General features: G+C 59.6%; 25 protein-coding genes and 2 pseudogenes. 13 read left to right on the top strand and 14 right to left on the bottom strand.

The features are described 5' to 3' along the window. Positions 1 to 77: 77 nt before the first annotated feature. Positions 78 to 2,657, bottom strand: coding sequence for a TonB-dependent receptor (locus tag IQ25_RS16080; protein WP_144907296.1), 2,580 nt, complete (start codon positions 2,655 to 2,657; stop codon positions 78 to 80). Between the two features lie 474 nt (positions 2,658 to 3,131). On the opposite strand from IQ25_RS16080, the gene IQ25_RS16075 reads away from it, so the two are divergent. The 7 genes from IQ25_RS16075 (at position 3,132) to IQ25_RS16045 (ending at position 9,643) form a co-directional block, all read left to right on the top strand. Continuing rightward, on the top strand, positions 3,132 to 3,920 hold the full coding sequence (locus tag IQ25_RS16075; RefSeq protein ID WP_158637767.1) for an SDR family NAD(P)-dependent oxidoreductase: 789 nt from the start codon (positions 3,132 to 3,134) through the stop codon (positions 3,918 to 3,920). Then, entirely contained in the window at positions 3,910 to 5,118 is a 1,209-nt protein-coding gene (locus tag IQ25_RS16070; RefSeq protein ID WP_158637766.1) for a sulfotransferase family protein, read from the top strand. The genes IQ25_RS16075 and IQ25_RS16070 overlap by 11 nt, the downstream gene beginning before the upstream one ends. Next, on the top strand, positions 5,115 to 5,876 hold the full coding sequence (locus tag IQ25_RS16065) for an SDR family NAD(P)-dependent oxidoreductase (RefSeq protein WP_144907293.1): 762 nt from the start codon (positions 5,115 to 5,117) through the stop codon (positions 5,874 to 5,876). Before IQ25_RS16070 ends, IQ25_RS16065 begins: the two co-directional genes overlap by 4 nt. Positions 5,877 to 5,902: 26 nt before the next feature. Continuing rightward, positions 5,903 to 6,694 carry an SDR family NAD(P)-dependent oxidoreductase gene (locus tag IQ25_RS16060; protein WP_144907292.1) on the top strand — a complete coding sequence of 264 codons (792 nt, stop codon included), beginning with the start codon at positions 5,903 to 5,905 and terminating at the stop codon, positions 6,692 to 6,694. 120 nt (positions 6,695 to 6,814) lie between these two features. Then, positions 6,815 to 8,077 carry a hypothetical protein gene (locus IQ25_RS16055; protein ID WP_144907291.1) on the top strand — a complete coding sequence of 421 codons (1,263 nt, stop codon included), beginning with the start codon at positions 6,815 to 6,817 and terminating at the stop codon, positions 8,075 to 8,077. A 33-nt stretch (positions 8,078 to 8,110) separates the two neighbouring features. Further along, on the top strand, positions 8,111 to 8,413 hold the full coding sequence (locus IQ25_RS16050; protein ID WP_144907290.1) for a hypothetical protein: 303 nt from the start codon (positions 8,111 to 8,113) through the stop codon (positions 8,411 to 8,413). A gap of 240 nt (positions 8,414 to 8,653) precedes the next feature. Further along, positions 8,654 to 9,643: a GlxA family transcriptional regulator gene (locus IQ25_RS16045; protein ID WP_144907289.1), complete on the top strand. Its 990-nt coding sequence runs from the start codon at positions 8,654 to 8,656 to the stop codon at positions 9,641 to 9,643. A gap of 34 nt (positions 9,644 to 9,677) precedes the next feature. Here the strand turns inward: IQ25_RS16045 and IQ25_RS16040 are convergent, their stop codons facing one another. From IQ25_RS16040 to IQ25_RS15980, 12 genes and pseudogenes are all read right to left on the bottom strand, one after another. Continuing rightward, positions 9,678 to 10,256: a carboxymuconolactone decarboxylase family protein gene (locus IQ25_RS16040; protein ID WP_144907288.1), complete on the bottom strand. Its 579-nt coding sequence runs from the start codon at positions 10,254 to 10,256 to the stop codon at positions 9,678 to 9,680. 82 nt (positions 10,257 to 10,338) lie between these two features. Beyond that, on the bottom strand, positions 10,339 to 11,322 hold the full coding sequence (locus tag IQ25_RS16035; RefSeq protein WP_144907287.1) for a phytanoyl-CoA dioxygenase family protein: 984 nt from the start codon (positions 11,320 to 11,322) through the stop codon (positions 10,339 to 10,341). Between the two features lie 308 nt (positions 11,323 to 11,630). After that, positions 11,631 to 12,331: pseudogene (locus tag IQ25_RS16030) on the bottom strand (IS66 family transposase); the annotation flags it as partial. A gap of 96 nt (positions 12,332 to 12,427) precedes the next feature. After that, a pseudogene (locus IQ25_RS16025) lies at positions 12,428 to 12,640 on the bottom strand (transposase); the annotation flags it as partial. Between the two features lie 167 nt (positions 12,641 to 12,807). Further along, complete coding sequence (locus tag IQ25_RS16020) at positions 12,808 to 13,008, bottom strand: hypothetical protein (protein ID WP_144907286.1); 201 nt, start codon at positions 13,006 to 13,008, stop codon at positions 12,808 to 12,810. Beyond that, positions 12,989 to 14,599 carry a GMC family oxidoreductase gene (locus tag IQ25_RS16015; RefSeq protein ID WP_144907285.1) on the bottom strand — a complete coding sequence of 537 codons (1,611 nt, stop codon included), beginning with the start codon at positions 14,597 to 14,599 and terminating at the stop codon, positions 12,989 to 12,991. The genes IQ25_RS16020 and IQ25_RS16015 overlap by 20 nt, the downstream gene beginning before the upstream one ends. Positions 14,600 to 14,632: 33 nt before the next feature. Then, positions 14,633 to 15,415 (bottom strand): glucose 1-dehydrogenase, encoded by a 783-nt coding sequence (locus IQ25_RS16010; RefSeq protein ID WP_144907284.1) that lies wholly within the window; start codon positions 15,413 to 15,415, stop codon positions 14,633 to 14,635. Next, on the bottom strand, positions 15,412 to 15,993 hold the full coding sequence (locus IQ25_RS16005) for a VOC family protein (protein ID WP_144907283.1): 582 nt from the start codon (positions 15,991 to 15,993) through the stop codon (positions 15,412 to 15,414). Before IQ25_RS16005 ends, IQ25_RS16010 begins: the two co-directional genes overlap by 4 nt. Before the next feature lie 87 nt (positions 15,994 to 16,080). Then, positions 16,081 to 18,216, bottom strand: coding sequence for a TonB-dependent receptor (locus IQ25_RS16000; protein ID WP_144907282.1), 2,136 nt, complete (start codon positions 18,214 to 18,216; stop codon positions 16,081 to 16,083). A gap of 117 nt (positions 18,217 to 18,333) precedes the next feature. Further along, the gene (locus IQ25_RS15995; RefSeq protein ID WP_158637765.1) at positions 18,334 to 19,038 is read right to left on the bottom strand and encodes a TetR/AcrR family transcriptional regulator; all 705 of its coding nucleotides are present in this window, start codon (positions 19,036 to 19,038) and stop codon (positions 18,334 to 18,336) included. Between the two features lie 368 nt (positions 19,039 to 19,406). Continuing rightward, positions 19,407 to 19,643 carry an AlpA family phage regulatory protein gene (locus tag IQ25_RS15985; RefSeq protein ID WP_144907280.1) on the bottom strand — a complete coding sequence of 79 codons (237 nt, stop codon included), beginning with the start codon at positions 19,641 to 19,643 and terminating at the stop codon, positions 19,407 to 19,409. A gap of 42 nt (positions 19,644 to 19,685) precedes the next feature. Next, on the bottom strand, positions 19,686 to 19,928 hold the full coding sequence (locus IQ25_RS15980) for a hypothetical protein (RefSeq protein WP_246415807.1): 243 nt from the start codon (positions 19,926 to 19,928) through the stop codon (positions 19,686 to 19,688). A 201-nt stretch (positions 19,929 to 20,129) separates the two neighbouring features. Here IQ25_RS15980 and IQ25_RS15975 point away from each other — a divergent pair, with 201 nt between their 5' ends. Continuing rightward, positions 20,130 to 20,915, top strand: a complete 786-nt coding sequence (locus tag IQ25_RS15975) for an enoyl-CoA hydratase/isomerase family protein (RefSeq protein WP_240950381.1) — start codon at positions 20,130 to 20,132, stop codon at positions 20,913 to 20,915. On the opposite strand, the gene IQ25_RS15970 is transcribed toward IQ25_RS15975, so the two are convergent. Then, the gene (locus IQ25_RS15970; protein ID WP_144907279.1) at positions 20,912 to 21,118 is read right to left on the bottom strand and encodes a GMC oxidoreductase; all 207 of its coding nucleotides are present in this window, start codon (positions 21,116 to 21,118) and stop codon (positions 20,912 to 20,914) included. The two genes, IQ25_RS15975 and IQ25_RS15970, sit on opposite strands and share 4 nt — an antisense overlap. A gap of 77 nt (positions 21,119 to 21,195) precedes the next feature. On the opposite strand from IQ25_RS15970, the gene tnpA reads away from it, so the two are divergent. The 5 genes from tnpA to IQ25_RS15945 form a co-directional block, all read left to right on the top strand. Next, complete coding sequence (tnpA, locus tag IQ25_RS15965; RefSeq protein ID WP_144907278.1) at positions 21,196 to 21,564, top strand: IS66-like element accessory protein TnpA; 369 nt, start codon at positions 21,196 to 21,198, stop codon at positions 21,562 to 21,564. Beyond that, entirely contained in the window at positions 21,561 to 21,902 is a 342-nt protein-coding gene (tnpB, locus tag IQ25_RS15960) for an IS66 family insertion sequence element accessory protein TnpB (RefSeq protein ID WP_258537052.1), read from the top strand. The genes tnpA and tnpB overlap by 4 nt, the downstream gene beginning before the upstream one ends. Positions 21,903 to 21,961: 59 nt before the next feature. Beyond that, positions 21,962 to 23,593 (top strand): IS66 family transposase, encoded by a 1,632-nt coding sequence (gene tnpC, locus IQ25_RS15955; RefSeq protein WP_144907386.1) that lies wholly within the window; start codon positions 21,962 to 21,964, stop codon positions 23,591 to 23,593. A gap of 65 nt (positions 23,594 to 23,658) precedes the next feature. After that, entirely contained in the window at positions 23,659 to 24,216 is a 558-nt protein-coding gene (locus IQ25_RS15950) for a nucleotidyltransferase family protein (protein ID WP_144907277.1), read from the top strand. A 368-nt stretch (positions 24,217 to 24,584) separates the two neighbouring features. Then, a partial coding sequence (locus IQ25_RS15945; protein WP_144907276.1) for a transposase occupies positions 24,585 to 24,830 on the top strand: 246 nt, incomplete at its 3' end.

Genomic DNA, 24,830 nt, shown 5'->3' with positions numbered 1-24,830 from the left:
TCCTTGGATCGTGATCAGCAAACGAAAGCGGCGCGACCCCTGATACGGGAGCCGCGCCGCCTTTCGTGTTTCAAGGCTTACTTGGCATCGTCACCGAAGCGGTACTTCAGGCTGACACCCCACATCCGCGGAGCGGCATAGATATTGCCCAGCACGCCAAGCGAAGAACGCTGCAGCAGGTTGTTCGCGCCGATGCGATAGGTCTTGTCCGTGACGTTGGTCACGAACACCCCGAGATCGACCGGCTGGCCCATCACGTTCCTCCAGTTCGCCGTCAGATCGAGCGTTGTATAAGGCTTTTCGATAGACTGCGGATTCAGCTTGCTGGTATCGGTCAATGCTACGCTCGACTGATGATAGAGCAGGCCGCCAAAGCTGATCTGGCCGATATCCTCCGAGAGCGGAAGCGTGTAGTCCATCGACAGCGTGTACTGTGTCTTGGGCACCGAGTTGTACAGGTTGTCGGAACAGAACCCTTCAATGCTCACCGCGTTGGGATCGCATGGATTCTTCAATGGATTCGGGATCAGCTTGTCAAACTTGGCGTCCGTGTAGGCGAAGGTTCCGCCGAAGGTGAGCCCCTTCACCGGGATCAGGGTAACTTCCGCCTCAATGCCCTTGATGCGTCCATTACCGACATTCTGGACCTGCGAGACCGGCACAGCGCCCGGAAGGACGACGTTCTTCTGGATGCCCTTGTAACGGTCCGTGTATGCGGCCAGGTTGGTGCGCAGGAATACTCCGTCGAAGTTGAAGTCGGCCTTGACGCCGGCTTCTACCGAGAGGTCGGTTTCCTGCCGATAGGCAGGATTGACGCCCGGAGGCGAAGTACCGTTCACACCGCCAGGACGATAGCCCTTGCTGACCTTTGCATAGAACAACTGGCCACCATCGGTCTTGTAGGAGGCACCTGCCTGCCAGGTGGTGGAGTTGAAAGAACCGGGCGTCTCGGTGCAGCCAACCGCTCCGAAGAGATTATTGAGCGGAATAACGCCGTTCGGCGGGCCAAGGTCAATCGAACCCGCGCCGTAATTCGTGCATTGGCCATGCGGGATCGGTGCAAATGTATTTGCCACGATGATATCTGCAAACGGCGCGGGGGTGCCGATAGCCGTGAGGAAGTCCTTCAGCCCTGCCTCACCGCCAGGCAACGGGCTCAGGTACGTGGCCTGGCGAGAAAGAACCGTATCACGTGTATAGCGCAGGCCGCCGTTGACCTTGAAGTTGTCGGTCACGGCATATTCGAACGAACCATAGACCGCACGCGACTTCGTCGTCAGATAGTTGACACCGACGCGTTGAAGAATCGCCACGTTGACCGTGGCGTTCTCGCTCGGCCCGGCCGGACGCTGCTCATCCATGTAACCGCCCAGAGCCCAGGTCAGGCGATTGTCAAACGCCTTGCCCGACAGGCGGAGTTCCTCGCTGAACTGCTCTTGGTTCGTGAACAACAGGCCACCGCAAGCCGAGTGGCAAGTGAGGACCGCTGCGCCGTTGGATGCAGCGTAATTGGAAGCCTCGTCCTCACGTTCGCGAACATAGCCGAATATGTTTGTCAGCGTGATCGAGTCGGTCAGTTCGGCTGTGGTCTTGTTGACCACATAGAGGTTCTTGCGCCTGCTATAGAGGGGATCAACCAACGAAACGGCGCGGTTGCCGCGGGCCTGCTGGGCAGAGAGTTGCGCATTAAGCGATGCGAGATAGTTGGCGGTGGTGAACGGTGTGTCCCCAGGCTTGAAAGCCCGCACCGACCCATTGGCGTCGATGCCATAGGACCCGGGGAACAGCGGGGCAAGCCCGCCTACACTCGCGCCGAGGGCGGCATCGTTGATCCCCGCAAAGACAACGGACGTGCCGTTGTCGTGCGTGTTCTGGTAGGACACGATAGTCGTGTTCTCCAGCCCTTCGACCGGGCGGAGGGTCAGGCCGAAACGGTAGCCTTCGTAAGCAACGTTATCCAGCTTCTGGCCATTGGCGACGTTTGTCGTGAAACCATCGCGGCGGGCCGTCTCGAAGGCGGCGCGGAAAAGAACCTTGTCCGCAACCAGTGGAACATTGACCGCGCCATTGACCGTGCGCAGTCCGTAGTTGCCTACCTTGACGCCGAGGTATCCACCGAAGTCTTCCTTCGGAGTCTGTGCGGCGACCATGACGTTGCCGCCATCGGTAACACGGCCGAAAGTGACCCCTTGTGGACCGCGCAAAACCTGTATGTTCTGAACATCGAAGAACTGGCCTTGGGTCAGCCGAGCGATCGGCACTTCGTTGAAATAGGTAATAACTGCCGGGAACACGGTCCCGAACGAATAGCCCTGCCCGCGGATGGTGTAGGTAAGGTTGTTACGATCGGATACCGAAGCGGTCACGCTCAGGCCCGGAGTGCTTTGCACCAGGTCGACCGGATTGAATGAGCCCTTGGCTTCGATCTTCGCCGGAGTGATGATCGAAACCGCAACGGGAACGTCTTGCAGGCGCTCCGAAGTACGCCGGGCAGTAACCACGATGTCCGTCATTGGCGGAGCGCTCTGATCGACCGATTGCTCCGCCTCTGCGGCCATGGGCGCGTTGGCTACTTCGGTTGCAGAACTTGCCGCGAATGCTGGCGCGCTCACACTGAGCGCAGTGCTGGCACAAAGGGCCAATTTCCAGATCTTCATCCGTACCTCCCATGGTCCACCCGACGAAGGGTGGCCTTTCTTCCGGATTGCGCGGTCCGTTACTTAAATCACGTGACTCGCGGCGGGCCCGTTGGGGGACCCGTTCCGGACCCAAGGGCTAGCACAAGCCTCTCTCTTGTCAATATTAGTTATACGATTATTTGGCGCGGCCGCATCACTCGACCTTGGGAGAAGCGCCAGCCTCGGCCGTGTGGGTGAGGCCGGAGGTCCTTGTGTCGCAAACGAAAATAGATATTATCAAGTTAGATAATTACCCGACTCCAGAAGATGCACTGCAGTATGGGGAGGTGAGTGGATGACAAGGCAGATCGGCGTCGATCTCCACGAAAGCGCGGCTCATCATGCCGATTCGCCCACACGCGAACGAGCTGGGCCAGAGGGGTGTTGTCACCGCAGCATATGGGCTTCGCCAGGAGCGCGGGTGCCTCACCAGTGCAACCAAAGGAATGTGCAATGACGGAGAAGAACGCTCCTCTCATCCACGCTTTCGGCCTTTCGAACCGCACTGCGCTTGTGACTGGCGCCGGGTCTGGACTGGCGGAAACCATTGCTCAGATACTTGCTCTGGCCGGTGCCAGTGTGATTGTTGCGCACGACGTCCTCAGCGAGGCTGACCGCGTAGCTTCAACGATATGCGAAAGGGGCGGCACGGCGCGGGCTGTTGCCTGCGATGTCAAGGTTGAAGCAGACGTCATAGCGCTTTTCGAAGATTGCGTGGCGCGCGACGAAATTCCTGACATCGTCGTAATGGGCGCGATGATGCAGGGTGGGGTCCCCGCGATCGACATGAGTGCCTCGCAATGGGACGCGATGTACGCGACTAATGCCCGCGGCGCTTTCCTGACCGCACGCGAAGCCATCCGCCAGCTCAAGCGGGTATCGATGCCCGGCAGAATCATCGCCCTTTCGACGATGGGTTCGGAACATCCGGTTCTCGTCGGCAATGCAGCTTATGGTTCGTCAAAGGCCGCGCTCAACCAATTGTGCCGCCAGCTTGCCTTCGAACACGCCGCCGACGGCATTCGCGTCAATGCTGTTTTGCCAGGCGCGGTGCCCGGCAATGCGCCCAAGATGGAAGGTGCCACTTTCGTTGGAGGACCGGGGGCAGATCCCTCCCGCCACTTGTCGGGCTTCGGCAAGCCTGCAGACGTCGGCTGGCTCGTGGTCTACCTTGCCAGCCCATCGGCGGACTACATCACCGGGCAGACGTTCGTGATCGATGGAGGCTTTGGTGTCGGCTGATCGAAGCGGGCCATATGCCGCTGCCCTTGTGCCCTTCGCAGCAACGCTCGATCCGACGACACTCATCACTGCAGCAGAAGCGGCCAGCGGGCTGTCCGACTGGGGCGGAAAGCGTTGGGATGAAGAGCGCTTTCGCCACGATTTCTCGTTGCTTTGCCATGCGATTGAAGAGGATGCACAGCTTACTCCGCTCGGTCGCAGTCGCACGCATTCGCGCTTTCACACAATGCTGGTCTCGCGGCTGCGCTACATAGCGATGCGCAAGGCGCTTCCGGGGATCGATGCTCAGCGTCTAGTCGCACCACTGATTGGCAGCGGACTTCCGCGTGCAGGCACCACTTTCCTCCACGGCTGTCTCACTCAGGACCCTGCCAATCGCGTTGCCCGCGCATTTGAAGCTGCGATTCCTGCGGCGCTGCCGGGAGACGACCCGCGCGAGATGCTCTACGGCGATATCCTCGCCTTTCAGGGGATGACAGACGATGCGCTCACCCGCATCCATCCTTTCGGTGCAGAATTGCCCGAAGAGTGCATATTCCTTCAGGAAGCCGATATCGGCTCGCTATATTCGGTCTACTGGAATGCGCCGACATTTGCCGTAGTCCTGGCGGACAAGGCCGCCAGCGCGTTGCGTTGGCAGATCGGGGTCATGCAAGCGCTTCAGGCGGCAAAGCCCGGCGGGCGCTGGGCACTCAAGGCACCGGGGCACATGTTCGCGTGGGAGGAAATGCGGCTCGCGTTTCCCGATGCTGCAATCTACGTAAATCATCGCGACCCTGCCAAAGTCATCCCGTCAATCGCCAGTCTGTTCATGGGGCTGCGCCGGTTGTTCTCTGACCTGGCGAGCGATCCCGCCGAGGTTGGTGCAGGACAACTCGTGGGCTGGTCGCAGGCGATGAACGCATATGCCGCGTGGCGGAAGGGTCCAGGTTCGGACGCCAACGTAGTCGACGTCCACTTCGCGGATTTGACGGCACGCCCACTCGAGACCGTCGCAGCTCTCTATGACCGCTTCACGATCCCGTTCACGGCCTCCTACCGTGAAGCGCTGCTGCGTCATCTGGACCGCGATCAACACGGAAAGGGACCGGCGCGGCACTACACGCTGGCTGAGTTCGGGCTGGATGAAGCGCAGATCGAAGCACACTTCGGTCACTACATGGACCAGTTCGACATCGCACGGGAGAAGCGGGTGTGACCGTCCAGGAATCTGGCCCGCTTGCAGGCAAGGTGGCTCTCGTTACGGGTGGCGGCAACGGCATCGGCCGCGCAACAGTTATGGCCCTGCGCAAAAACGGGGCACAAGTGGCTTGGACCGACATCCTCGAAGCCCCACCGCCGGAAGATAGCGGCCAGCTCGCGATCCGCGCCGACGCCACGCTTGAACCCGACGCTGCTCGCACGATTGAGGAAACCCTTTCGGCTTTCGGACGGCTCGACATCGCCGTACACAATGTCGGCAATTTCGGCGCGGGGGACCGCTGGGATACTCCTCTTGAAGACACCGCGCTGGAAGCTTGGAATGCGACCGTGTGCCAGTGTCTGACCAGTTGCATGCTCGGCATGAAGTACGCAATTCCCGCGCTTCGTCGCAGTGGCGGCGGCGCGATCGTCAACATCGCCTCGCTGGCCGGCATCCGTGTAACCCGATTTGCCTCTCCGGCCTATGCCGCAGCAAAGGCCGGCGTGGTTCACCTCAGCCAACATGCCGCAGTGATGCTTGCTCCCGAGAACGTCCGCGTCAACGTCGTCGCCCCGGGGCTGACTTTGACGCCAAATATCGAGAGCAGCATGCCGCCGGCAACCCGTGCGGCGATCGCGGCGGAGTTTCAGCCGATGAATCGCATGATGACGACGCAGGAGATTGCCGAGGCGATCCTGTGGGCCGCTTCCCCTGCGAGTTCGGGTGTCACAGGACTGGTCATTCCGGTCGACGGCGGATGGGCGGCGAAGTGACGCTTCAAAAGGAGAGGAAGAACGACATGACCGGCATTCTCGAAGGACGCGTCGCCATCGTTACAGGGTCGGGCCGAGGTATCGGGCGCGGCATAGCAGTCGAACTAGCGCGTGAAGGCGCCAAGGTTGTTGTCGCGTCGCGCAGCCAGGGTTCGATCGACGACACACTTTCTCTCGTTGCGCGAGCTGGCGGCACAGCGGTTGGCCAGATCTGTGACGTCGGCGAGCACGCCGACATCGTGGCCACTGTCGAGCGGGCGGTATCGGCCTTCGGCGGTCTCGATATACTCGTCAACAATGCGCAAGCCTTTGGGACCAAGGATGCCCCAGATTCCTCGCCGGTGCTAACAGGCATAGAGAAATTCCGCGACGCGGAGTGGGATCTGACCTTCCAGACCGGACCGACGGCAAGCTACCTCTTCATGAAGGCTGCGTTTCCCCACCTCGTCGCCTCGGGCCGAGGACGGATCATCAACTTCGGCTCTTACTGGGGCCAGGCAGGCAATGAAGGCTCGGTTGCCTATAATGCCGCGAAGGAAGCGATCCGCGGCCTGTCCCGAACCGCCGCGCGCGAGTGGGGCAAGCATGCAATCACTTGCAACGTCATCAATCCGGCAATCGAGACCGACGCTCTGCGCAACCATACAGGCGGAGACCCGGCTGCAACAGCGGCCGCTGCGGCTGGCATCCCGTTGCGCCGCTTCGGCGACATTTTTGCCGACGGCGGCCGGATCGCGGTATTCCTTGCCAGCGACGATGCCTCCTTTCTCACCGGCATGACCTTTCAGGTCGATGGCGGGCTCTTCATGTATCCCTGAACACTTTGAATCATTTGCAGTTTTGCGAACGACAATCTCCCTCGTGCCTGAAGGAAGTGACATCGTAGGTCGGCGCTATCGGGCCGATCCAGCATCGCAAGACACACGGGAGAGCATGCCATGACCAATCCCATCGCCAATCGTGGCCAGTTTCTGGCCGAGCGCGATGTGCTCGCGATGCGCACCGATCCTAGGGTTTCATCGACCCGCGCCATCATCGAGATGCTGTTTGCGCGGGGATACAGCGATCGTATGCCAGTCGAAGCAAAGCCACTGTTGTCGGCCTTTGCCGACGAGTTCTTCAATAACTGGCTGTTCAAGGCAGCAGCCTCGGACGCGCAGCACCCCCGGTTCGTCCGTGACTTCATGCCCGCTCACCGCTGGCCCGGCCAGGTGGCAGACCATGAAGTCGTTGGTTCCCGAACCGGAGGAGACAATCCGGACAACTGCTACCGCCTGGCCGGGATCGAGCATGGCACAGCCTACCGGATCATCGGTCGCCTACCGGCCCAGCCTGATGAAAAGGCGGCCAACATCTCGTTCACGCTGACCGCAAACTACGGCACGAGCCAGACGGTCCAGACAGTCGAAGACCACGAATTGGCGATTGCACCCGATGGCTGGTTTGACCTGACGATAGACGAGCAGCCCGCGAATGGTCGAGCAAATCACTTGACCACCCGGCCCGGCACGCGCTTCCTGTTCGTTCGGGATTCAATGATGGATTGGGCCCGCGAAACGCCACTCGATCTCCAGATTGAGCGCATCGGCGAAGCACGCACCGCCCCCCTCACCACGCAGGACATGGCAATCCGTGCAATCGAGCACGCACTGAACGATCTCTACCTGTACTTCTGGTTCCAGAACATCTGGAGCGGAATGGCGCTCAACACGATCACGCAGGCAGAGGCCATGCGTGGCGCGGGCGGCGGGCTCGTTACGCAGGGAATATGCAACGGAACCTTCGACCTCGGCCCCGACGATGCCGCAGTGATCACCTACGATCCGGTCGACGCGGGCTATGCTGCGGTACAGCTCACCGAATGGCTTTATCGCAGCCTTGACTATCATCGCATCCAGTCGAGCCTGACTGCGGCGCAAAGCCACGTCGATGCTGATGGGCTCGTCCGTGTCGTAATCGCGCGTCGCGATCCCGGCGTTGCCAACTGGCTCGATACCGGTGGGCAGAGCCGCGTGCACTCGATCCTGCGCTGGCAACGGATGAAGCCCGACGGTCGTCCGATCAAGGCCAAGCTGACACTGACGACGATCGACAGGTTGCGCCACGAATTGCCCGTCGGCACCTTGTGGGTCGAAACTGCCGAGCGCAAGTCTCGTCTCGAAAGCCGTGTTGCCGCGTACCGGCGCCGCATCACCGCCTGAATCAATCCCGGTCACTGCGAAAGGAATGCGATCATGCCCCGTCTGCTACTCGTCAATTCACGGGCCAATGAAGGGCGCGAGGATGAATACAAGGCCTGGTACACCAGCACCCATATCGGCGAGGTGACACAAGTTCCAGGCTTCCTTTCGGGTACCTTCAACGCCTGTATTGGTCCGGATGGCCAACCGACCGGTGAGTTCATCGCAATCTACGAAGTTTCCGACGAACCTCCGGCCGTGCTGATGCAGGCACTCATGGGCGCCAGCAAGGACATGCAGATGACCGATGCGATTGATGGATCGAGCGTGCGGTTCAATTTCCTCGATCGGCAGTGACCGTGAGCACACCCGGTCGACAAGGGAGCATCATGGGCTGACTTTGGCGGAAGGGTGTGACGGCAATAGGCACTGCGGTCGGTCCGGAACCGGTCCGCCGCCCGGCGAACCAGGCTTGGCGAAAGGCACTCTAGAACCCGAGATCGCGCACCGGCACGTCGATCGGGCCCGAAACCTGTTGCACGGCGCTCAGCAGCGCATCGCGCGGCAATTCCGCAGGCAAGGAGCAAGTCACGGACCATGGCCAACATTGCCGTTCTCGTCTCTCCTCGCACGTTCGCAGTCAGCCTTGGCGCAATGACAGACATTCATGCGCGCCTGGGCGAAGTGTTCGAGAGCAACGAAGCACTTGGCAATTATGCAGGAGTCGCAACCCGCCTCACGATTGCGGCGTCGACGGGCGTGCCTGTTCACTTCGCAGGGGGAATGCCCCTGCCTTGCAGCACCACTTTCACGGCAATCGAAGATGCCCGGCTGATCTATTTGCCCGCCTTCCAGGTCGCGACGATCGAGCATCTCCAGGCCATACTCAAGGCGGCCGAGCCATTCCATGTGTGGCTGGCGCGCGCAGCCGCTGGCACGCCTATCGGTGCAGCTGGTGCCTCGGTCTTTCACCTCGCAGCCGCTGGATTGCTCGATGGAGGCGAATGTGCCGTACCGCCTCGCCTCGCTGCCGCTTTCCAGGACCTCTTTCCCAGAGTGAGCGTCGCGAAGACACGCACGCTGTGCGTATCGGACGGGCCTGCTCCCAGGATCACGTGCAGTCGTGACTGGCAAAACGGTGCACTGGCAGTTCGGCTGCTGGCGGCGGGGTTCTCGACAGCAATTGCCGAGAGCCTGGCTCTGCGCGAACCGCCTGAGGGCGATGCCGGCTTCGTCCCCAATGAGCCCGATCCCGTTGTTGCCCGGGCGCGGACATGGATCCGGGACCGTTTTGCGCGGGACTTCCGCATCGCCGATCTCGCGCGTGAACTTGGCGTTTCGCATCAGGGCCTGATCCGCCGGTTCCGCGCAACGGGAGGAGACACGCCTCGCAGCTACGTCCAACGGCTGCGTTGCGAGACCGCTGCGAGCATGCTGGTCGAGACACGCCGCACGGTCTCAGAGATCGCCCAACTCGTCGGATACCGAGATATCGCCTCGTTTCGCGATGTATTCGCCGCGCATGCCGGCATGTCGCCGTCAACCTGGCGCCGCACCCAGCAATGTAGCCAAAAGCGGCCCCTCTAAAACCGCTGGGCAGGATGGTGTGGCAGAGTGGAGCTTACTCCTCGTGCACGACGCCTGAAGCCGCATTTGCGCTCTTCCAGAAGTCTCCGCCCATGACCATGTCGAGTTCGAGTTCCGCTACCTCAGATACCCGCGCGAACAGCATGTAGAGTCCGATCACATGGATTAACTCCACGATCTGGCGCGGGGAGTAGAACGCCTTGACGGCGTCAAACACGAAGTCATCGACCCGCACGGTCTTGACCACCTGCCGGGTGAACGCGAGCAGCGCCTTCTCGCGATGATTGAACGCAGGATCCCCAAACCGGTCGTCGGCGATCGCTGCAACCTTTTCGTCGGGAATGCCCATCGCTTTGGAAACTTCGAGGTGCTGTGCCCATTCGTACGCGCCGCGATCGAGATGAAGGACTGCCAGCACGCAAATCTGGCGCTCGAGGGGCGGCACTTCGATATCGCTCATCATCGCGCTCACCGCGCCGCCGATACCAATGCGCATTGAACGCGCGTGTGCGAGAAGCATTGCGAGATTGGACCTGCCACTCGGCGTGCTGTGATAGCGCTCCTGCTCTTCTTCCGTCAGATCCTCGACGCGCATTGGTGGAATACGGTTCATGCGATCAGGTTCTCCGGGGCAGAAGGGGGGACGGGACAGGAAGCAGTTGGAACCTCGACTTCCGCTTGAGGGCTGATGCGCTTCAGTTTTCGCTGCTGCGGCGCAGGGTAACGGCATGGTCGCCGTCGAACACCACGACAATGCGCTTGCCGACCGGTGCTGTTGGCACATACTCGTTGCGCTTCTGCCGCACCCCGGGGTGATCCACACGGATGAACGTATCGTCATCCACGCGGAAGCAGCGCTCGACCCCGTCGCTCGTGCGCACTCGGATCTCGTCTTCGCGTGCCTCGATGATCTCCGCTAGCAGAACGCGAGGATCAGTCGCGGATTGCACGCGGGTGTCGAGGGTCACCCGGCAACGCTTGGACGTATTCGGCATCGACGCGTGCGGCGTGTAAGGGTTGATCATCAGCACATCGCCGGGAAAGTAGTCGGTTGTGGCCCAGGCATCATCGGGGATCACCCCGGCGGGGACAGGGCTCGGTGTCTTGGCCACGTTGTGGAGATACCCCCGGTTGCATTGCCGTACCGCGACCATCAACCCGCCTACCTCGCGCTCGCACGGCGTAAGCGGTGTCCATACCGGCCTGTAGTTGACAATTCCCGGGCTGAAGAACCCATCCTGATGAATTCCCGTGATCGAGCCGCCCGGTGGATAGACGCGGTACTGCACGATCGGGAGCAACGCTGCCGGTTCGCCCAGAACCGTATGAAACAACGCCGCATTGGCAGGATTTGCCACCAGCTTGCGGGCAATGCCGGAAAATTCGGGACTTTCCTCCATCCCTGCGGGTGCGGCCATTCCTGTCCAGGTTGCGCTCGCATCGCCGGGTGCAACCAGACCGTGCCGTGCTGCGACCGCCAGCATCGCATCACGCGCCTCCAGCACAGAAACAGGGTCGAGCACCCCACGCAGCAGGATATATCCCTCCTCGTCGTGAAAGCGCATCAGCGCAGCGTGATCTTCGAGCAGGTGGTTGCAAGATTGCAGTTCCTGCGTCGGTCGCACCGCCAGCACATCGGCGTCAGGCGCATCGGGCATAAAGAGCGCTTGGCTCGCCATCAAACAATCCGCTCCTTCCTTATACTCCGCCAGGAGGCTTTATCTTTGACCATACCACCATGGCAGTTTCCCCCAAGCAATGGGTAATGTTCGCATTCTTAAGGGGTGGTTTTCACTCTCAGAATGCTTTTGCTTGTTTGCGATCAGTCTTGCTTGCTGTTCAAGACCGCGTATCGAAGCCGCACGGCCTCACCTTGTGCTCGACATGCTATCGGACAGGATGAGCGGACAAAGGCACGAGATGCTCACGGCCCCTTTTCATTCAGCTTGCTGGATTGCACCATAGTGGCTCGGGACCGTCGAGACCTTCAATTTCGGTCTTGGTCGCAAATCGAAGTTCTTTGGTTCTGACCTAGGTTAGCACCGTGAGCGGTGTTTTCAGCCCACGTGCGCGTGGGGCAGAGCTGATCGATGCGCGAAGCTGAGTGACCATTGGCGAGGCTGGTGAGCGTCGCGGTCAGCCATGCGTGTTGATGCCGGTGAGCTTCCAGTTCTCGATGAGTGTGGCGATCAACGCCCAGTTATCGCCGCCTTCGTCGGAACCTGCGAACAGGGCGTTCTTGCGGTTGAGAGCCAGCGGGCGGATGGCGCGTTCGACGGCATTGCTGTCGAGATCGATGCGGCCATCGACGAGGAAGCGTGTCAGCCCACCCTAGCGTTTGAGGGCGTAGCTGATCGCTTCGCATAGCTTGGCCTTGGCGCTGACCTGCCGGCCGCGTGCTTCGAGGAACCTGTAGAGGTCGTCGAAGATCGGACGGCTGCGCTGGTCGCGGGCGTCGCGACGCTCGTCAGCGGCAAGCCCGCGGACCTCATTCTGATCGCCGCGCGACTGATCGCGCAAGGGGGGCAGATACCAAGCCGCTCTGCCGACCCAATCGGCAAGGGTTGAGCGATCCAGCTGAATACCCTGACGGGCATAGATCTGCGCCTGTCGGTACAGCGGAAGGTGATCGGCATACTTGGAGACCAGCACCTGCGCGATCAGCGCCTCGGTGAGGATGCCCGCTTGCTCGCCACAATCGGAGGCGATGGCTCTCGCTCGTCGAGAACTGCTGGTACGAACATGGGAGCCTCGCGAGACGGGGCAGGCCGCGATACCGCGCTCATCCATCTCCTTGGGTAGTAAACGACGACACGTGAAGAGCTGAAATGCCGAAATGCCATGGCGACTGGCCACTGCGCTCACGCTCAGCTTGCCGGAATAGCTCTCCGCAACGATTGAGGCCTTCACCTCCAGCGGCCAGTCCCGCCGCTTGCCAGCGCCAGTGAAGACCTCGAAGCGCCGCACGCCACTGCTACCAGCATCATCACATGACATCGTCATAGCACCAGCGCTCCTCGACAATCAGGGGGCGGACACTCGGCGCTTCACATCACCCACGCAGGGTGGGTTCAGGACATCGCTTACTTAGGCACCTATAGGACGTCATCACACACCGGACGGCAGCAGCAAGCGCGGCTCACCAGACGGTTACGGCCATAGCATCAAGCTTGTGCAACGAAAGCACCCACCGGCACCCCGGTGCGATCAAGCGGGCGCTGGTCCTTGGCGACAGTGACAAGGTTCGCGCAGGTGCGCAAATCCTCCATCCAGAGTTCGGCGATGATGTTTCCTAATTGGTAACGGTCAGGAGATCGGGCAAACGATAGGGTGAGGCCGACACCATCAGCTTGATCGGTCGGCACTATGCCAGTCCTCAAGGAATATCTCGCTTGCGCGCCAAGCTAATGCCATGACCGGGCCATTTGTATTGCCGGTGACTTGCTCGGGCATAACCGAGCAGTCCATCACCCGAAGTCCCGAAACACCCTTAACGCGCAAACGTGCATCCAGCACAGCATCATTAGAGTCCCCCATGCGGCAAGTGCCGATGGCATGCTGGCAATTACCGTCGGCGCGTGCTGCATCGAGGATCTCATCATCGGATTGCACTTGCGGCCCAGGCCATGTTTCCGCCTTAATCATCGGCGCGACTTTTTCATGCCCAAAGATCGAGCGGAAGAAGCGAAATGTCCCGATGATAACGTCTCGATCATGCTCAGTTGATAGAAAATTGGTTTTAATTATTGGGGCGTCATCGGGGTTAGCCGAACGAACCAGCACACTGCCTTCACTTGTGGTACGTGCGGGATAACCCATTGCATTAAGGCCGGGGTGAGGCTCTAATTCAATCTTCGCAAGATTCCGTTTGGTAGACAATGACCAGAATGTCACTTGCGCATCTGGCCTCGGCAGATCGGGACGTGATTTGATGAAACCATTGATATCATAAGTCGTCGCCAAAACGCCGCTTCGTGAAACAAAATAGCGCAGCGTTTCAGCCAAAAGACCCGTCCCTTGCAGCCGCGAATTGTGGCTGTAATCCTGATTGAGCGACACTTGGGTAGTGATGATTTTATGCTCACGCATATGGCGCCCGACGCCGGGGTGATCGAGTTTCACTTCAATTCCCAGCGACCGCAGCTCTTCGGCCGGGCCGATGCCGGAAAGCTGGAGCAGCTTTGGTGTCGCCAAGGCTCCTGCGGCAAGGATCACTTCGCCGGTGGTCCGATATTCGACCGGCAATCCGTTGAAGCGACCGACCACCCCGCACACGCGGGTACCATCAAACAGCAGGCGATCAATCGCTGTGTCGATTACGATCGTCAGGTTTGGACGTTTTTCCGCCCGGCGCAAAAAGGCATCGCGCGAACTCCAACGGCGTCCCTTGTGAATGGTGACCGGTGAATATCCGATTGTTTCACCGTCGCTTTCATTGGCATCGTCTGCGCGCGGCACGCCAAGAGTAGTGGCGGCGTCGAGCAGCGCTTCGGTCAGCGGGCTGCGGTGGCGCTGTATTGAAACGTGCAGCGGCCCGCCCACACCCCGCTTTCCGCCCTCGCCCAGCGTGTGGTCTTCCATTTGCTTGAACACGCGGCCCATTTGGTCCCAGCCCCAACCAGGGCATCCTTGCCTTGCCCAGCTGTTGTAATCCTCGGGATGGCCGCGGCAGTAAATCATCCCGTTGATCGCGCTGGAGCCGCCAAGCCCGCGCCCCCGCATCCAAATTGCCGGCTGATTCCCGTTACCCATATCGGGTTCCGTGATAAATATGGACGTCAATCGCTTGTCCATCAGCGTGCGGCCAAGACCCATCGGCATGTTTACGAGCGCGCTTTTGGTCCGGCCGCCAGCTTCGATCAGCAATACCTGCACTTTGGGATTGGCAGAAAGGCGTTCGGCCAGAACACACCCGGCAGAACCCGCACCGACGATGATGAAATCTGCGTTGCTCATATCATTGCCTCAATTCGCAGCCAGCGGCTTGCTTCAATTGAATTCGACACCGCCATCAATGTTCAGGGTTTGGCCAACCACATACCGCGCGCCTTCACTCGCAAGGAAAATCGCGGCTTCACACAGATCGCTTGGCACCCCCAGCCTGCCCGCCGCGATGGTCGCGCATACGTTCAGATCGATGTCCTCACCCGTCGCGCCGAGCGCTCCGCCGGCATAAGTGCGCTTGATCTGATCCCACATGGCGGTTTGCATGTAGCCCGGGGCAATTGCATTTACATTGATTCCGTGGCCGATCATCGCCTGTGCCAGTGATTGTGTGAGGTTGATCACTGCAGCCTTGCTGGCAGAGTATTGGAGCGCCATTCCCGCACCATGGCGCCCAGCAATCGAGGCAATGTTGATGATTGCCCCGCCAGTGCCTTGCGCCACCATTTGTCGCGCTGCGGCCTGGGCTACGAAAAAAGTACCGAACAGATTGACGTCGATTGTTTGGCGAAAACTTTCGCGCGTTGTTTCGAATATCGGTTGGTACCGCACAATTCCTGCAGCATTCAGCACAAGGTCGATGCCGCCGAACTGCTCCACGCATAAGGCAACCGCAGCCTCGATATCGCCATCTTTGGCTACATCCATGCCTATCGCTGCGCCGGCCCCGCCCGCCTCAGCAATGCGCTCTGCGGTTTCGGACGCAGTTTCAAGATTTGCATCGCAACACAAAACCGCTGTGCCTTCGCGCGCCCATGCTTGCGCAATCTCACGCCCAAGGCCGCTACCAGCGCCAGTGACCAGCGCGCGTCGCCCCGAAAGCCTCATGCGTCAGGTTCGCCGTAGATAAGCGGAATTACCGCATTGATATCCAATATAGGGTTTGTGCCATCCCAGATCGCTGCTTGAGCAATAAGAAAATCCGAGAGCGGTTTCACGCTAGGGATCAATGCTTCCGATATCTCAATTTGGGGCCATGCTTCGCCAGCCCCGGAAAAATAAGCAAAGCGGCAAGGCCCGCCCGCTGCACGGCCCTCGTGTACAAGCGTCAGGCCCTGATCCAGCAGTCGTTGGCGGGCGCTATCATATTGTGCAGGGTCGTCGCACCACGTAGAAACATGCTGCAATCCTGTGCGTCCTGCTGCCAGAAAATCACGATATGCGCTGGGTGCGTCATTGTGCTGCTGGATGATTTCAACTTGCAGTCCCGCAGAATGCCCCACGGCAATGCTCGTGACAGGTGGCTTCGCGCGAGTGCCGCGATAATGATAATCTTCGTCAAATTCGAGATTGCGAAAAACAACGAATGGACCAACGCCGACAACATGGGTCCAGTGCAACATTGCTGCATCAATATCGTCGACAATTATACCAACCTGGCGCAGTGGACCGACCAATCGGGTCATGGCGCGTTTCTCCTGTCTCGGCCTGTGAAAACTAGACGACGATGCCGCAAAAGGGAGGGCTGGCTTGTCTGCCAGCCCTCCATTCGATCAGAAATAAACGTTGATTGCCGCGCTGACCGACCATGGGCGGGCAGGCGCACCGGCATTGCCGGTTGAGGTGTTATTCACGTAAAACTGATACTTTGCGTTAGCAATATTTTCGCCGAACACCGACAAGCGGTAGTGCTTTTCTGGCGAAAGCCAGGAAACTCGCGCATTGAGGATGAAGTAATCACCCTCTTTGACAAGGTTAGCCGGATCCCAGTAAAATCCGCTGTTATAGGATCCTGTCGCCGATAACTGCATTTCGCCACCGGCTACCGGCACATTGTACGTCCCGGTGAGGTTTGCGGTAAATTCCGGCGTGCGGATCATGTCTTTGCCGCTGGCGTCACCAGGGCCTTGAGAGTTTCCGCCAATCGCCACGCCCGATGCGTCACGCAAAGGCAGTGTGATGATTGCACCCTTGAAGTCCTGATAGCGCGCATGAGTCCACGCAGCCCCACCCTGAAGCGAGAATGCATTGCTGACCGGCACAGTGAATTCCAGGTCGGCACCATAAATCTCAGCAGACGCCGCGTTCTGCAGAACCGTTGCCAAGCCTGCACCGCTGTTAGTTTGGATCTGCACCTGAATCTGGCTGTACTTATAGTAGAACGCCGAAGTGTTTATTATAACACCGCCACGATTCTGCTTATAACCAATTTCAAAAGCGTCTACCGTTTCTGGCTTAACTGGCGTTGGGCTGAGAAATACGACATTGTAATTGCCACTCTTGAAACCACGACTGTAGCTGGCGTATATGCTTGATGCAGGATCCAGCTTGTAACGGATCACGGCACGCGGGGTCCAGCTGTTCCACCGCGTCGAATCGTTGACCAGTTCGAGGCTCGGAATGCCGCCGCGTGCGCTCTTTTCCTCGCTGCTGAAGCGCAAGCCACCCGTTATTGTTAGCTCCGGGCTCAACTCGTAGTTGATCTCACCATACACCGACTCCGCAACGGTTTTCACGCTGGTAAGAATCGAAGCGGGGCGCGCGCCGGTTATGAAAAGATCCGTAGACGTTTTGTCGTTATAGTAGAATGCACCGGCAATGAAATTGAACGGACCGTCGAGGTGCGACGAATAGTTCAACTCCTGAGTGAAATTGTCTTCTTTGGTTGGGATGCGGGCAGTCGCAAGGAACAGCGGCGAATTGTCGATGTCCGAAACCAGACTGGGTTCAATCCGCTGATAGCTGGAAATGCTGGCGATGGTTCCGGCACCCAATTCGACCTTCGCGGTCAAACTGGCACCATACTGCTTGGTGACGATCGAAGGCGTCTGATCAAGCGCAGCTTCGTAGAACCCGCTGGGGAATGTTACACCAAACTGGCGGGCAATATTATTGCCATCAATCGGACGGACGGCGAAGGGCGAGTTATCGTCCGTACGCGAGTAGTTTCCAGCCAGAACAAAGTTGACCGTTTCGCTTGCATCAAATTTGATTTTGCCGCGTGCAGCGAAGCTCTCTGCTCGCGCAATCTTGCTGTTCGTTGTCACATTGGTGACGTAGCCGGTGTTGTGACCGTATTGCACAGACAGGTTGGCGGCGACATTTTCCGACAATGGCGCATTGACATAACCATCAAGCCGGATCTGATTGAACCGGCCATAGCTTGCGCCCCCCTTGAACGAAATGTCCTGGTCCGGGTCAGCGGTCACGATGCTGATTGCGCCGCCTGTCGCATTGCGGCCGAATAGAGTTCCCTGTGGCCCCTTCAACACTTCGATCCGCTCGATATTGTTGAATTCGAACAAGTTACCGGTTTGGCTGGGTTGATAAACACCATCGACATAGATCGAGACGTTTGCATCAGCACCAGGGCCCGTCACAGAAGTGCCAATGCCGCGGATTGTCGGCTGCGCAAAGGCACCCTGCACGGCATAGTTAAGGCCGGGTGTGACAAGACCGAGATTTTGCGCAGATATGATACCAGCAGTGTTCAGCGCTTCGCCGGTTTTAGCGGAGATGGCGATAGGAACGTCGGTCAAACGTTCGCTACGGCGTTGTGCGGTAACAATGATTTCACCCTGCTCATCCGTAGTTGGATTGCTTTGCCCATCGGCCTCTTGGGCAAATGCGGCCGGTGCACCCAGCATAGCTATCGACGCAACGGACAGCAGTAAGCGCCTTTTCAACATCTCTGACCTCCCAGTTTCAGCCGGTATTTGCACCGGTCTGACAAACACAATTGCACGGCCAGCAGCCGTCGCTGGGAGCACTTATTGCGGAAGGAGTGTATCTGTCAAGACAGTTGTCTAGTCAAATTGTCTTAGCGCTCGCTCTTCAGACATTGCCGGACCGATAGGAGCAGAAGCAAGGTAGCTGTAAAAGCCCTCTATTGCTTCGTTTTTGAACGCATCAAGCGGCATGTGCAGTCCCGGAAATACCGCGTGCAGTGCTGTCTGCTCGATCTTGTAAAGCTCAAGGTGGCCGCGCGCCCGCTTGTGATGATCAGGCTTGCCCTCATGCGTGGCCTGAAACGCCGCGAACCGCTGGCCCAGAATATCGATAATCTCGTCGCGTCCATCAGAGAAAAAATTGGCCATATTCAGATAAAGGTCTGAAACGATGTAGTAAGAAAAAAGCCATTCCCGCTCATCCTCGAACGAGGAAAAGAAAACTTTTTCGAGCCATATACTTACGCTTTCCAGAGTAATATCTGGCAAACGTAATAGCGTTGAAAACATTTGCACCTTTAAAGTGTGCTTTTTGATTATGATTTCGAGTAACACTTCTTCTTTTCCGCGGAAATGCGTATAAAAGGTTGCACGACTGATATTCGCCCGAGAAACTATGTCATCGACAGTCGCGTAATGAAATCGTTTCTCCTTAAATTCAATTTCCGCAGCTGTGATAATTTTGGCTCGCGTATGCATGCGCTGCTGCGACCTAGGCGTCGCCTTTGGGCGCATGGAACTGCTCAATATTGTATCGGAATTCTTTGCATGCTTATTGCTCATAATGACCATACTCAAACGCGTTTGAAAGCCAGTTTAGCCCTCAGCTAAGGGTTAGAATGTTAGAGCAACTTATGGCTCGATGCCAAAGCGGCGAGATTGGTCATTTCACCTAACTTTGACGACTATCCAGAACCTTTCGACGGATTCTCCAAACACCATGCCCTATTGCCTAGAAGCACACAATGTCTCCTCTGACGAGATGTCCTCAGCGTTGATCGCATCGAGAAGGTCAGCCTTTCCGTGTCCCATGGCAATCTCGTTATCGCAAGAAAGACGCAGGCTGATCTTGAGTTTGATCCCCTCGGACATGACCGACAAGAAATGTTGGAACGTGAGGCGGGGCAATGCGTTGTGCGTCTCGCTGATGATCAATCGAGTTTCGTGACTGTCCCTATCCAGTCCTCTACCTCCGATTCGAGCCAAACCGCGCATTTCGGGCCGAGTGATCTTGATTTGGGAAACCGCCCATCGCTCATCCGCTGGCAAATGGCAGATCGGCGCAGCCCAGCGCGGGCCATTACATCCGGCAGACGCAGAATACGGGCCGGCGGCGTTGCTTCGGCGACATGTGACGTGTAGGTTTCATTCTGAGTTGACTGGGGCATCGCTAATCTCATTTTCTTGGGTTCGCCCCCCAAACTCCGGATTTACCGAGGCAGCGACATCGCGATGTCCCGACCCACAAAATCATCGATGTGCTTGGCAAGCATTCGCGCCACGATCTGTGAGGTGCCATTGGCCCACCGAGGCCGCAGCTTCTCAATCCTGCACCCGAGTGTCCGCTGCAGATGGACTGGAAGACTCGTGAAAAACTCTTCGAGAAATTCTCCCATCTCGCCGTGCATCCACTCGCAAGCCAGGTCTTCCTGCCCGGCGAGAGCGAGGATCATGGTCTGGCTTTGATGTCAATGGCGGCGCAGGCTCGGTCATCGCTCTCTCCTTGGCCACTGCACAACCTTGGGTCGCATTATGGTTGCGAGGAGCTCAAAAAACATCTTATTTATATATAGGCTTTTTGAGGCTGTTGGGTCAATGTGGGCCATTGATTGATTCGGCCCAGCCGAGTTGTTTACACAATGGGTATTAGGGTTTTGGAAGATATCCGCATCGAGCGCCAAGGCGCAGTGGCTCTCGTCATCTTGGCACGCGACGAGGCAAACAACAGCTCTCGCCCGCAAACGCTCAAGGAAATCTGCGAGGCGATGGATTTGCTGGTGCAAGACAGCTCCGTCCGCGCGATCGTACTGGCGGCGGATGGGCGACATTTTTCTGCGGGTGCGGATTTCGCCTTTCTTGACGATCTGACGCGTATGGACGCTGCAGCAATTCGGCATCAGGTTTACACCCATTTCCAGGGCGCAGCGCGGCGCATCTACCATTGCCCCAAGCCGACCATCGCACTGGTTCAGGGCGCAGCTGTAACCGTCGGGTGCGAGCTTGCCGCCGCCTGCGATTTCCGGATTGCAGCCGATGGGGCATTCTTTCAGGAGAGCTGGATCAGGCTGGGCATCATGCCCCCGCTGGGTGGCACCTTCCTTCTTCCGCGTATCATTGGCATGGGGCGGGCTGCCGAGATGTGTCTGCGCGGGCGCGCGGTGAAGGCCGAGGAAGCAAAGGCCATCGGGCTGGTCAGCGACGTCGTACCGCCCGAACAGTTGCGCGAGCACGGCCTTGCCATGGCGCGAGAACTCGCGCAATCGGCCCCAATGGCCTATGCCGCGATCAAGACTGCCCTGCAACGAGGAAGCCAAAGCGCCATCGAGTCGGAGTGGTCAGCCAACCTGCCGCAACAGGCCATCCTGCTCACCAGTGCGGATTTCCGTGAAGGGCTCGCTGCGGTCCGCGAGAAACGCGCAGCCAGCTTCCAGGGCTGCTAGACAGCAGGTGCTTTCGCATCCTCTTCGATGAGATCGGCCGCCCGCCATGCCATCGCCATGGCTGGCGCATTGGTATTGCCCGAAACCAGCGACGGCATGACCGAGATGTCGACGACCACCAACCCAGCCAGCGCCGGCTGCGAAAGGATGCGGCTGATGGTACGCAACAGCGGTACGGACACGCGCCGGTAATAAGTACCCATCCGGTGAGCCCCGCCTTGCTCGGCCGCTGAGTGAGCGCTGTTAAGCGTGCTCTTGTGCGTGCGCTTAGGAGCGGTGGATGAGCCGGATCACGGTGTTTTCGGGGCCGGAACGGCGCCGGCGGTGGAGCGATGAGGAACGGCTGCGGGTGCTGGCCGAGGCGTTCTCGCCAGGAGCCTGCGTGGCCGAGGTCTGCCGGCGGCATGATATCTCGACCTCGCTGATCTACACCTGGCGGAGCAAACTGCGGCAGGCACATGCCGAGGCGGAGGCCAGTGAGCCGTCTGTGCCTGCCTTTGCCGAGGCCTTGGTCGTCGATGAGGGTGCGGGGTATTGTGCCGGAACAGCACCGGCGATGGTCATCGACCTCGCTCGCGGCAAGCGGGTGAGTGTGTTCCCTTCGGCCTCGCCGGCGCAGTTGGTCGCCGTGCTGAAGGCGCTGCGGTGATCCCTGCCGGGGCGCGGGTGTGGCTGGCGATGGGCCATACCGATATGAGGAAGGGGATGCAGGGCCTGGCGCTGCTGGTGCAGCAGGCGCTGGAGCGCAATCCCCATGGTGGGGACCTGTTCGTCTTCCGTGGCCGGGCCGGATCGCTGGTGAAGATCATCTGGCATGACGGGATCGGCATGTCGCTCTACGCCAAGCGGCTCGAGAAGGGGCGATTCGTGTGGCCCTCGGCGAAGGACGGGATGGTCTCGCTGACCAGCTCGCAGCTGGCCTGCCTTCTCGAGGGCATCGACTGGCGCAACCCGCAGTACTCGTGGCGCCCGGCCAGCGCCGGATAGGCGAAGAACCGAGCATTTCTGGCTTGATCGGGACCTTCGGGAGTGATTCACTCTCCGGTGTGGAAGCCGCCCTCACGCCCCTTCCGGACGCTGTCGCAGCGCTCAAGGCGCTGCTGGCGGCAGCGACCCGGCGGGCGGATGATGCCGAGGCCCGGCTCGCCAATGCCCAGGCCCGCGAGAGCGCGACCGAGGCGGTGATCGCCCACCTCAAGCTGCAGATCGCCAAGCTGAAGCGGGAGCAATACGGCGCCAGCGCCGAACGCACCCGCCGCCTGCTCGAGCAGATGGAACTGCAGCTCGAAGACCTCGAAGCCGATGCGGCCGAGGACGACCTTGCTGCCGAGGTCGCGAGTGCCAAGGCGTCCAGTGTCACCGCGTTCGAACGCAAGCGGCCCTCGCGCAAGCCGTTCCCTGATCATCTGCCACGTGAGCGGGTCGTCATCCCGGCGCCTTGCGCGTGCCCCGCCTGTGGCGGCGAGCGGCTGTCCAAGCTGGGCGAGGACGTGACTGAGACGCTTGAGGTTATCCCGCGCTCGTGGAAGGTGATCCAGACCGTGCGCGAGCGCTTCTCATGCCGGGACTGCGAGACCATCACCCAGCCACCGGCACCGTTCCACGTGGTCCCGCGCGGATGGGCTGGCCCCAGCTTCCTCGCCATGCTGCTGTTCGAGAAGTACGGCCAGCACCAGCCCCTCAACCGCCAGGCCGAGCGCTTCGCCCGCGAGGGCGTGCCGCTCAGCACCTCGACGCTGGCCGATCAGGTCGGTGCGGCAACCTTCGCCCTGATGCCGCTCTACCGGCTGATCGAGGCCCACGTGCTGGCCGCCGAGCGACTGCACGGCGACGATACGACGGTGCCGGTGATGGCCAAGGGCAAGACCGATACGGCGAGGCTCTGGACCTACGTCCGCGATGATCGGCCCTACGCCGGATCCGATCCGCCGGCGGCGCTGTTCCACTACTCGCGCGACCGACGAGGTGAGCATCCCCGGGCACATCTCGCATCCTGGGCAGGCATCCTGCAGGCCGATGCCTATGGCGGGTACGGCGAACTCTATGCCGAGGGTCGCCAGCCCGGTCCAATCCTCGAGGCAAGCTGCTTCGCCCATGCGCGGCGCAAGTTCTTCGAGCTGGCCGATGTTGCCGCCGCAGCCCGGCGCCGGAGCCGCAACGAACGCACCGGCATGATCTACCCGATCGCGCTGGAGGCCGTGCAGCGGATTGATGCGCTGTTCGATATCGAGCGCGGTATCAACGGCAAGCCCGCCGCCGAGCGGCTTGCGCTCCGCCAGGAGTTCAGCGCACCGCTCATGGCCGAGCTGCATTCCTGGCTCACCAGCCAGCTCGCCCGGCTGTCCCGCAACCATGACCTCGCCAAGGCCATCAACTACATGCTGCGGCGTTGGGATGCGTTCACCCGCTTCCTCGAGGATGGCCGCATCTGCCTCACCAACAACGCCGCCGAACGCGCGCTGCGCTGTGTGCCACTGGGGCGGAAGGCATGGTTGTTCTGCGGGTCGGACCGCGGCGGCCAGCGGGCGGCGGTGCTCTACACGCTGATCCAGACCGCTCGGCTCAACGATGTGGATCCGCAGGCATGGCTCGGCGATGTGCTGGCACGGATTGCGGACTGCCCCGTCAGCAAGCTTGGCGATTTGCTGCCTTGGAGCTGGCAGCCAAGCCAAGGCTGACGTTTCGGACGCCGTAAAATCGTGCGGTATTGTAAGGCATCGATCCATGGCGCAAATCTAGCCCTATGAGTGCCGAGATCCGAGTAAGCGATATTCTTCGTGCCGATCAAACCCGCTGGCGATTGCTGGGGATCGTCGCTGGACTGGACCTGCCCGATTGCTGGATCGGAGCAGGCTTCGTGAGAAACGCTGTTTGGCAACGCCTACATGGTCGCTCCGAGTTGCCACTGGAAGGCGATGTAGACGTAATCTGGTATGATCCCGATTGTGCCGATGCTGCAGAAGATCGTCGGCTTGAAGCCCGATTGGCGAAGTTGGAACCGTCGTTTGATTGGTCGGTAAAAAATCAGGCGCGCATGCACACGCGCAACGGTGACGCCCCTTATTCTTCATCATCCGACGCAATGGCCCACTGGCCAGAGACGGCGACAGCTGTCGCCGCCAGACGTCGTGGGTCAGATGGTTGCGAGATCGCCGCCCCACTAGGCTTGGAAGACCTGTTCGGCCTTGTGCTCCGCCCCACTCTGCGCTTTCGTGGACAGAAGCGCGGGATCTACGAACAGCGCGTCTTGAGCAAATCATGGACGAAAACGTGGCCGCTTTTACGCTGCGCAGAGGGATAGCCTGATCCAGCCCAGCCGCCTCACGCCATGTCTCTACGCGATGGTCGCCGGATGGATACGGTAATAATCGGGGCAAGTTAGTTCGGATCAGTCTCCGCCGGCGCGTCCGGGTCAGGGCTCGCTATCAGGATCGAACCGCGGCTTGCCGGACGCATTACATAGCCGCCGCAGATCGCCCCATGCTGTTTTTCCAGCGCAAAGCCCGCGAAATTCTGGGTTATTGCTCCCTTAGCGCAACCGGGACTGGGCGCACAGCAACCGATGCTCGCGCATGCTCTGACCGACATCGGGCGCGTCATGCCTTATGACGTGACCCCCTGATTTTCCTCCACGAGCGATTAGAGTCTGGCCTGAAGGAAGGACAGACGATGAAGCGTGTGAGGTTTTCAGAAGAGCAGATCATTGGCGTGCTGAAGGAGGCGGAGGCGGGTGCGAAGACCGCTGATTTGGCTCGGCGGCACGGTGTGTCGGAAGCGACGATCTACAACTGGAAGGCCAAGTATGGCGGGCTGGAGGTGTCGGAGGCCCGGCGTTTGCGGGAGCTCGAGAGCGAGAACGCGAAGCTCAAGCGGCTGCTGGCCGATGCGATGCTGGACAACGTGGCTCTGAAGGAT

Source organism: Novosphingobium taihuense (assembly GCF_007830315.1).
GTDB lineage: Bacteria > Pseudomonadota > Alphaproteobacteria > Sphingomonadales > Sphingomonadaceae > Novosphingobium > Novosphingobium taihuense.
Note: the sequence above shows the minus strand (reverse complement) of the source record. Positions and strands in the feature narration are given on the sequence as shown.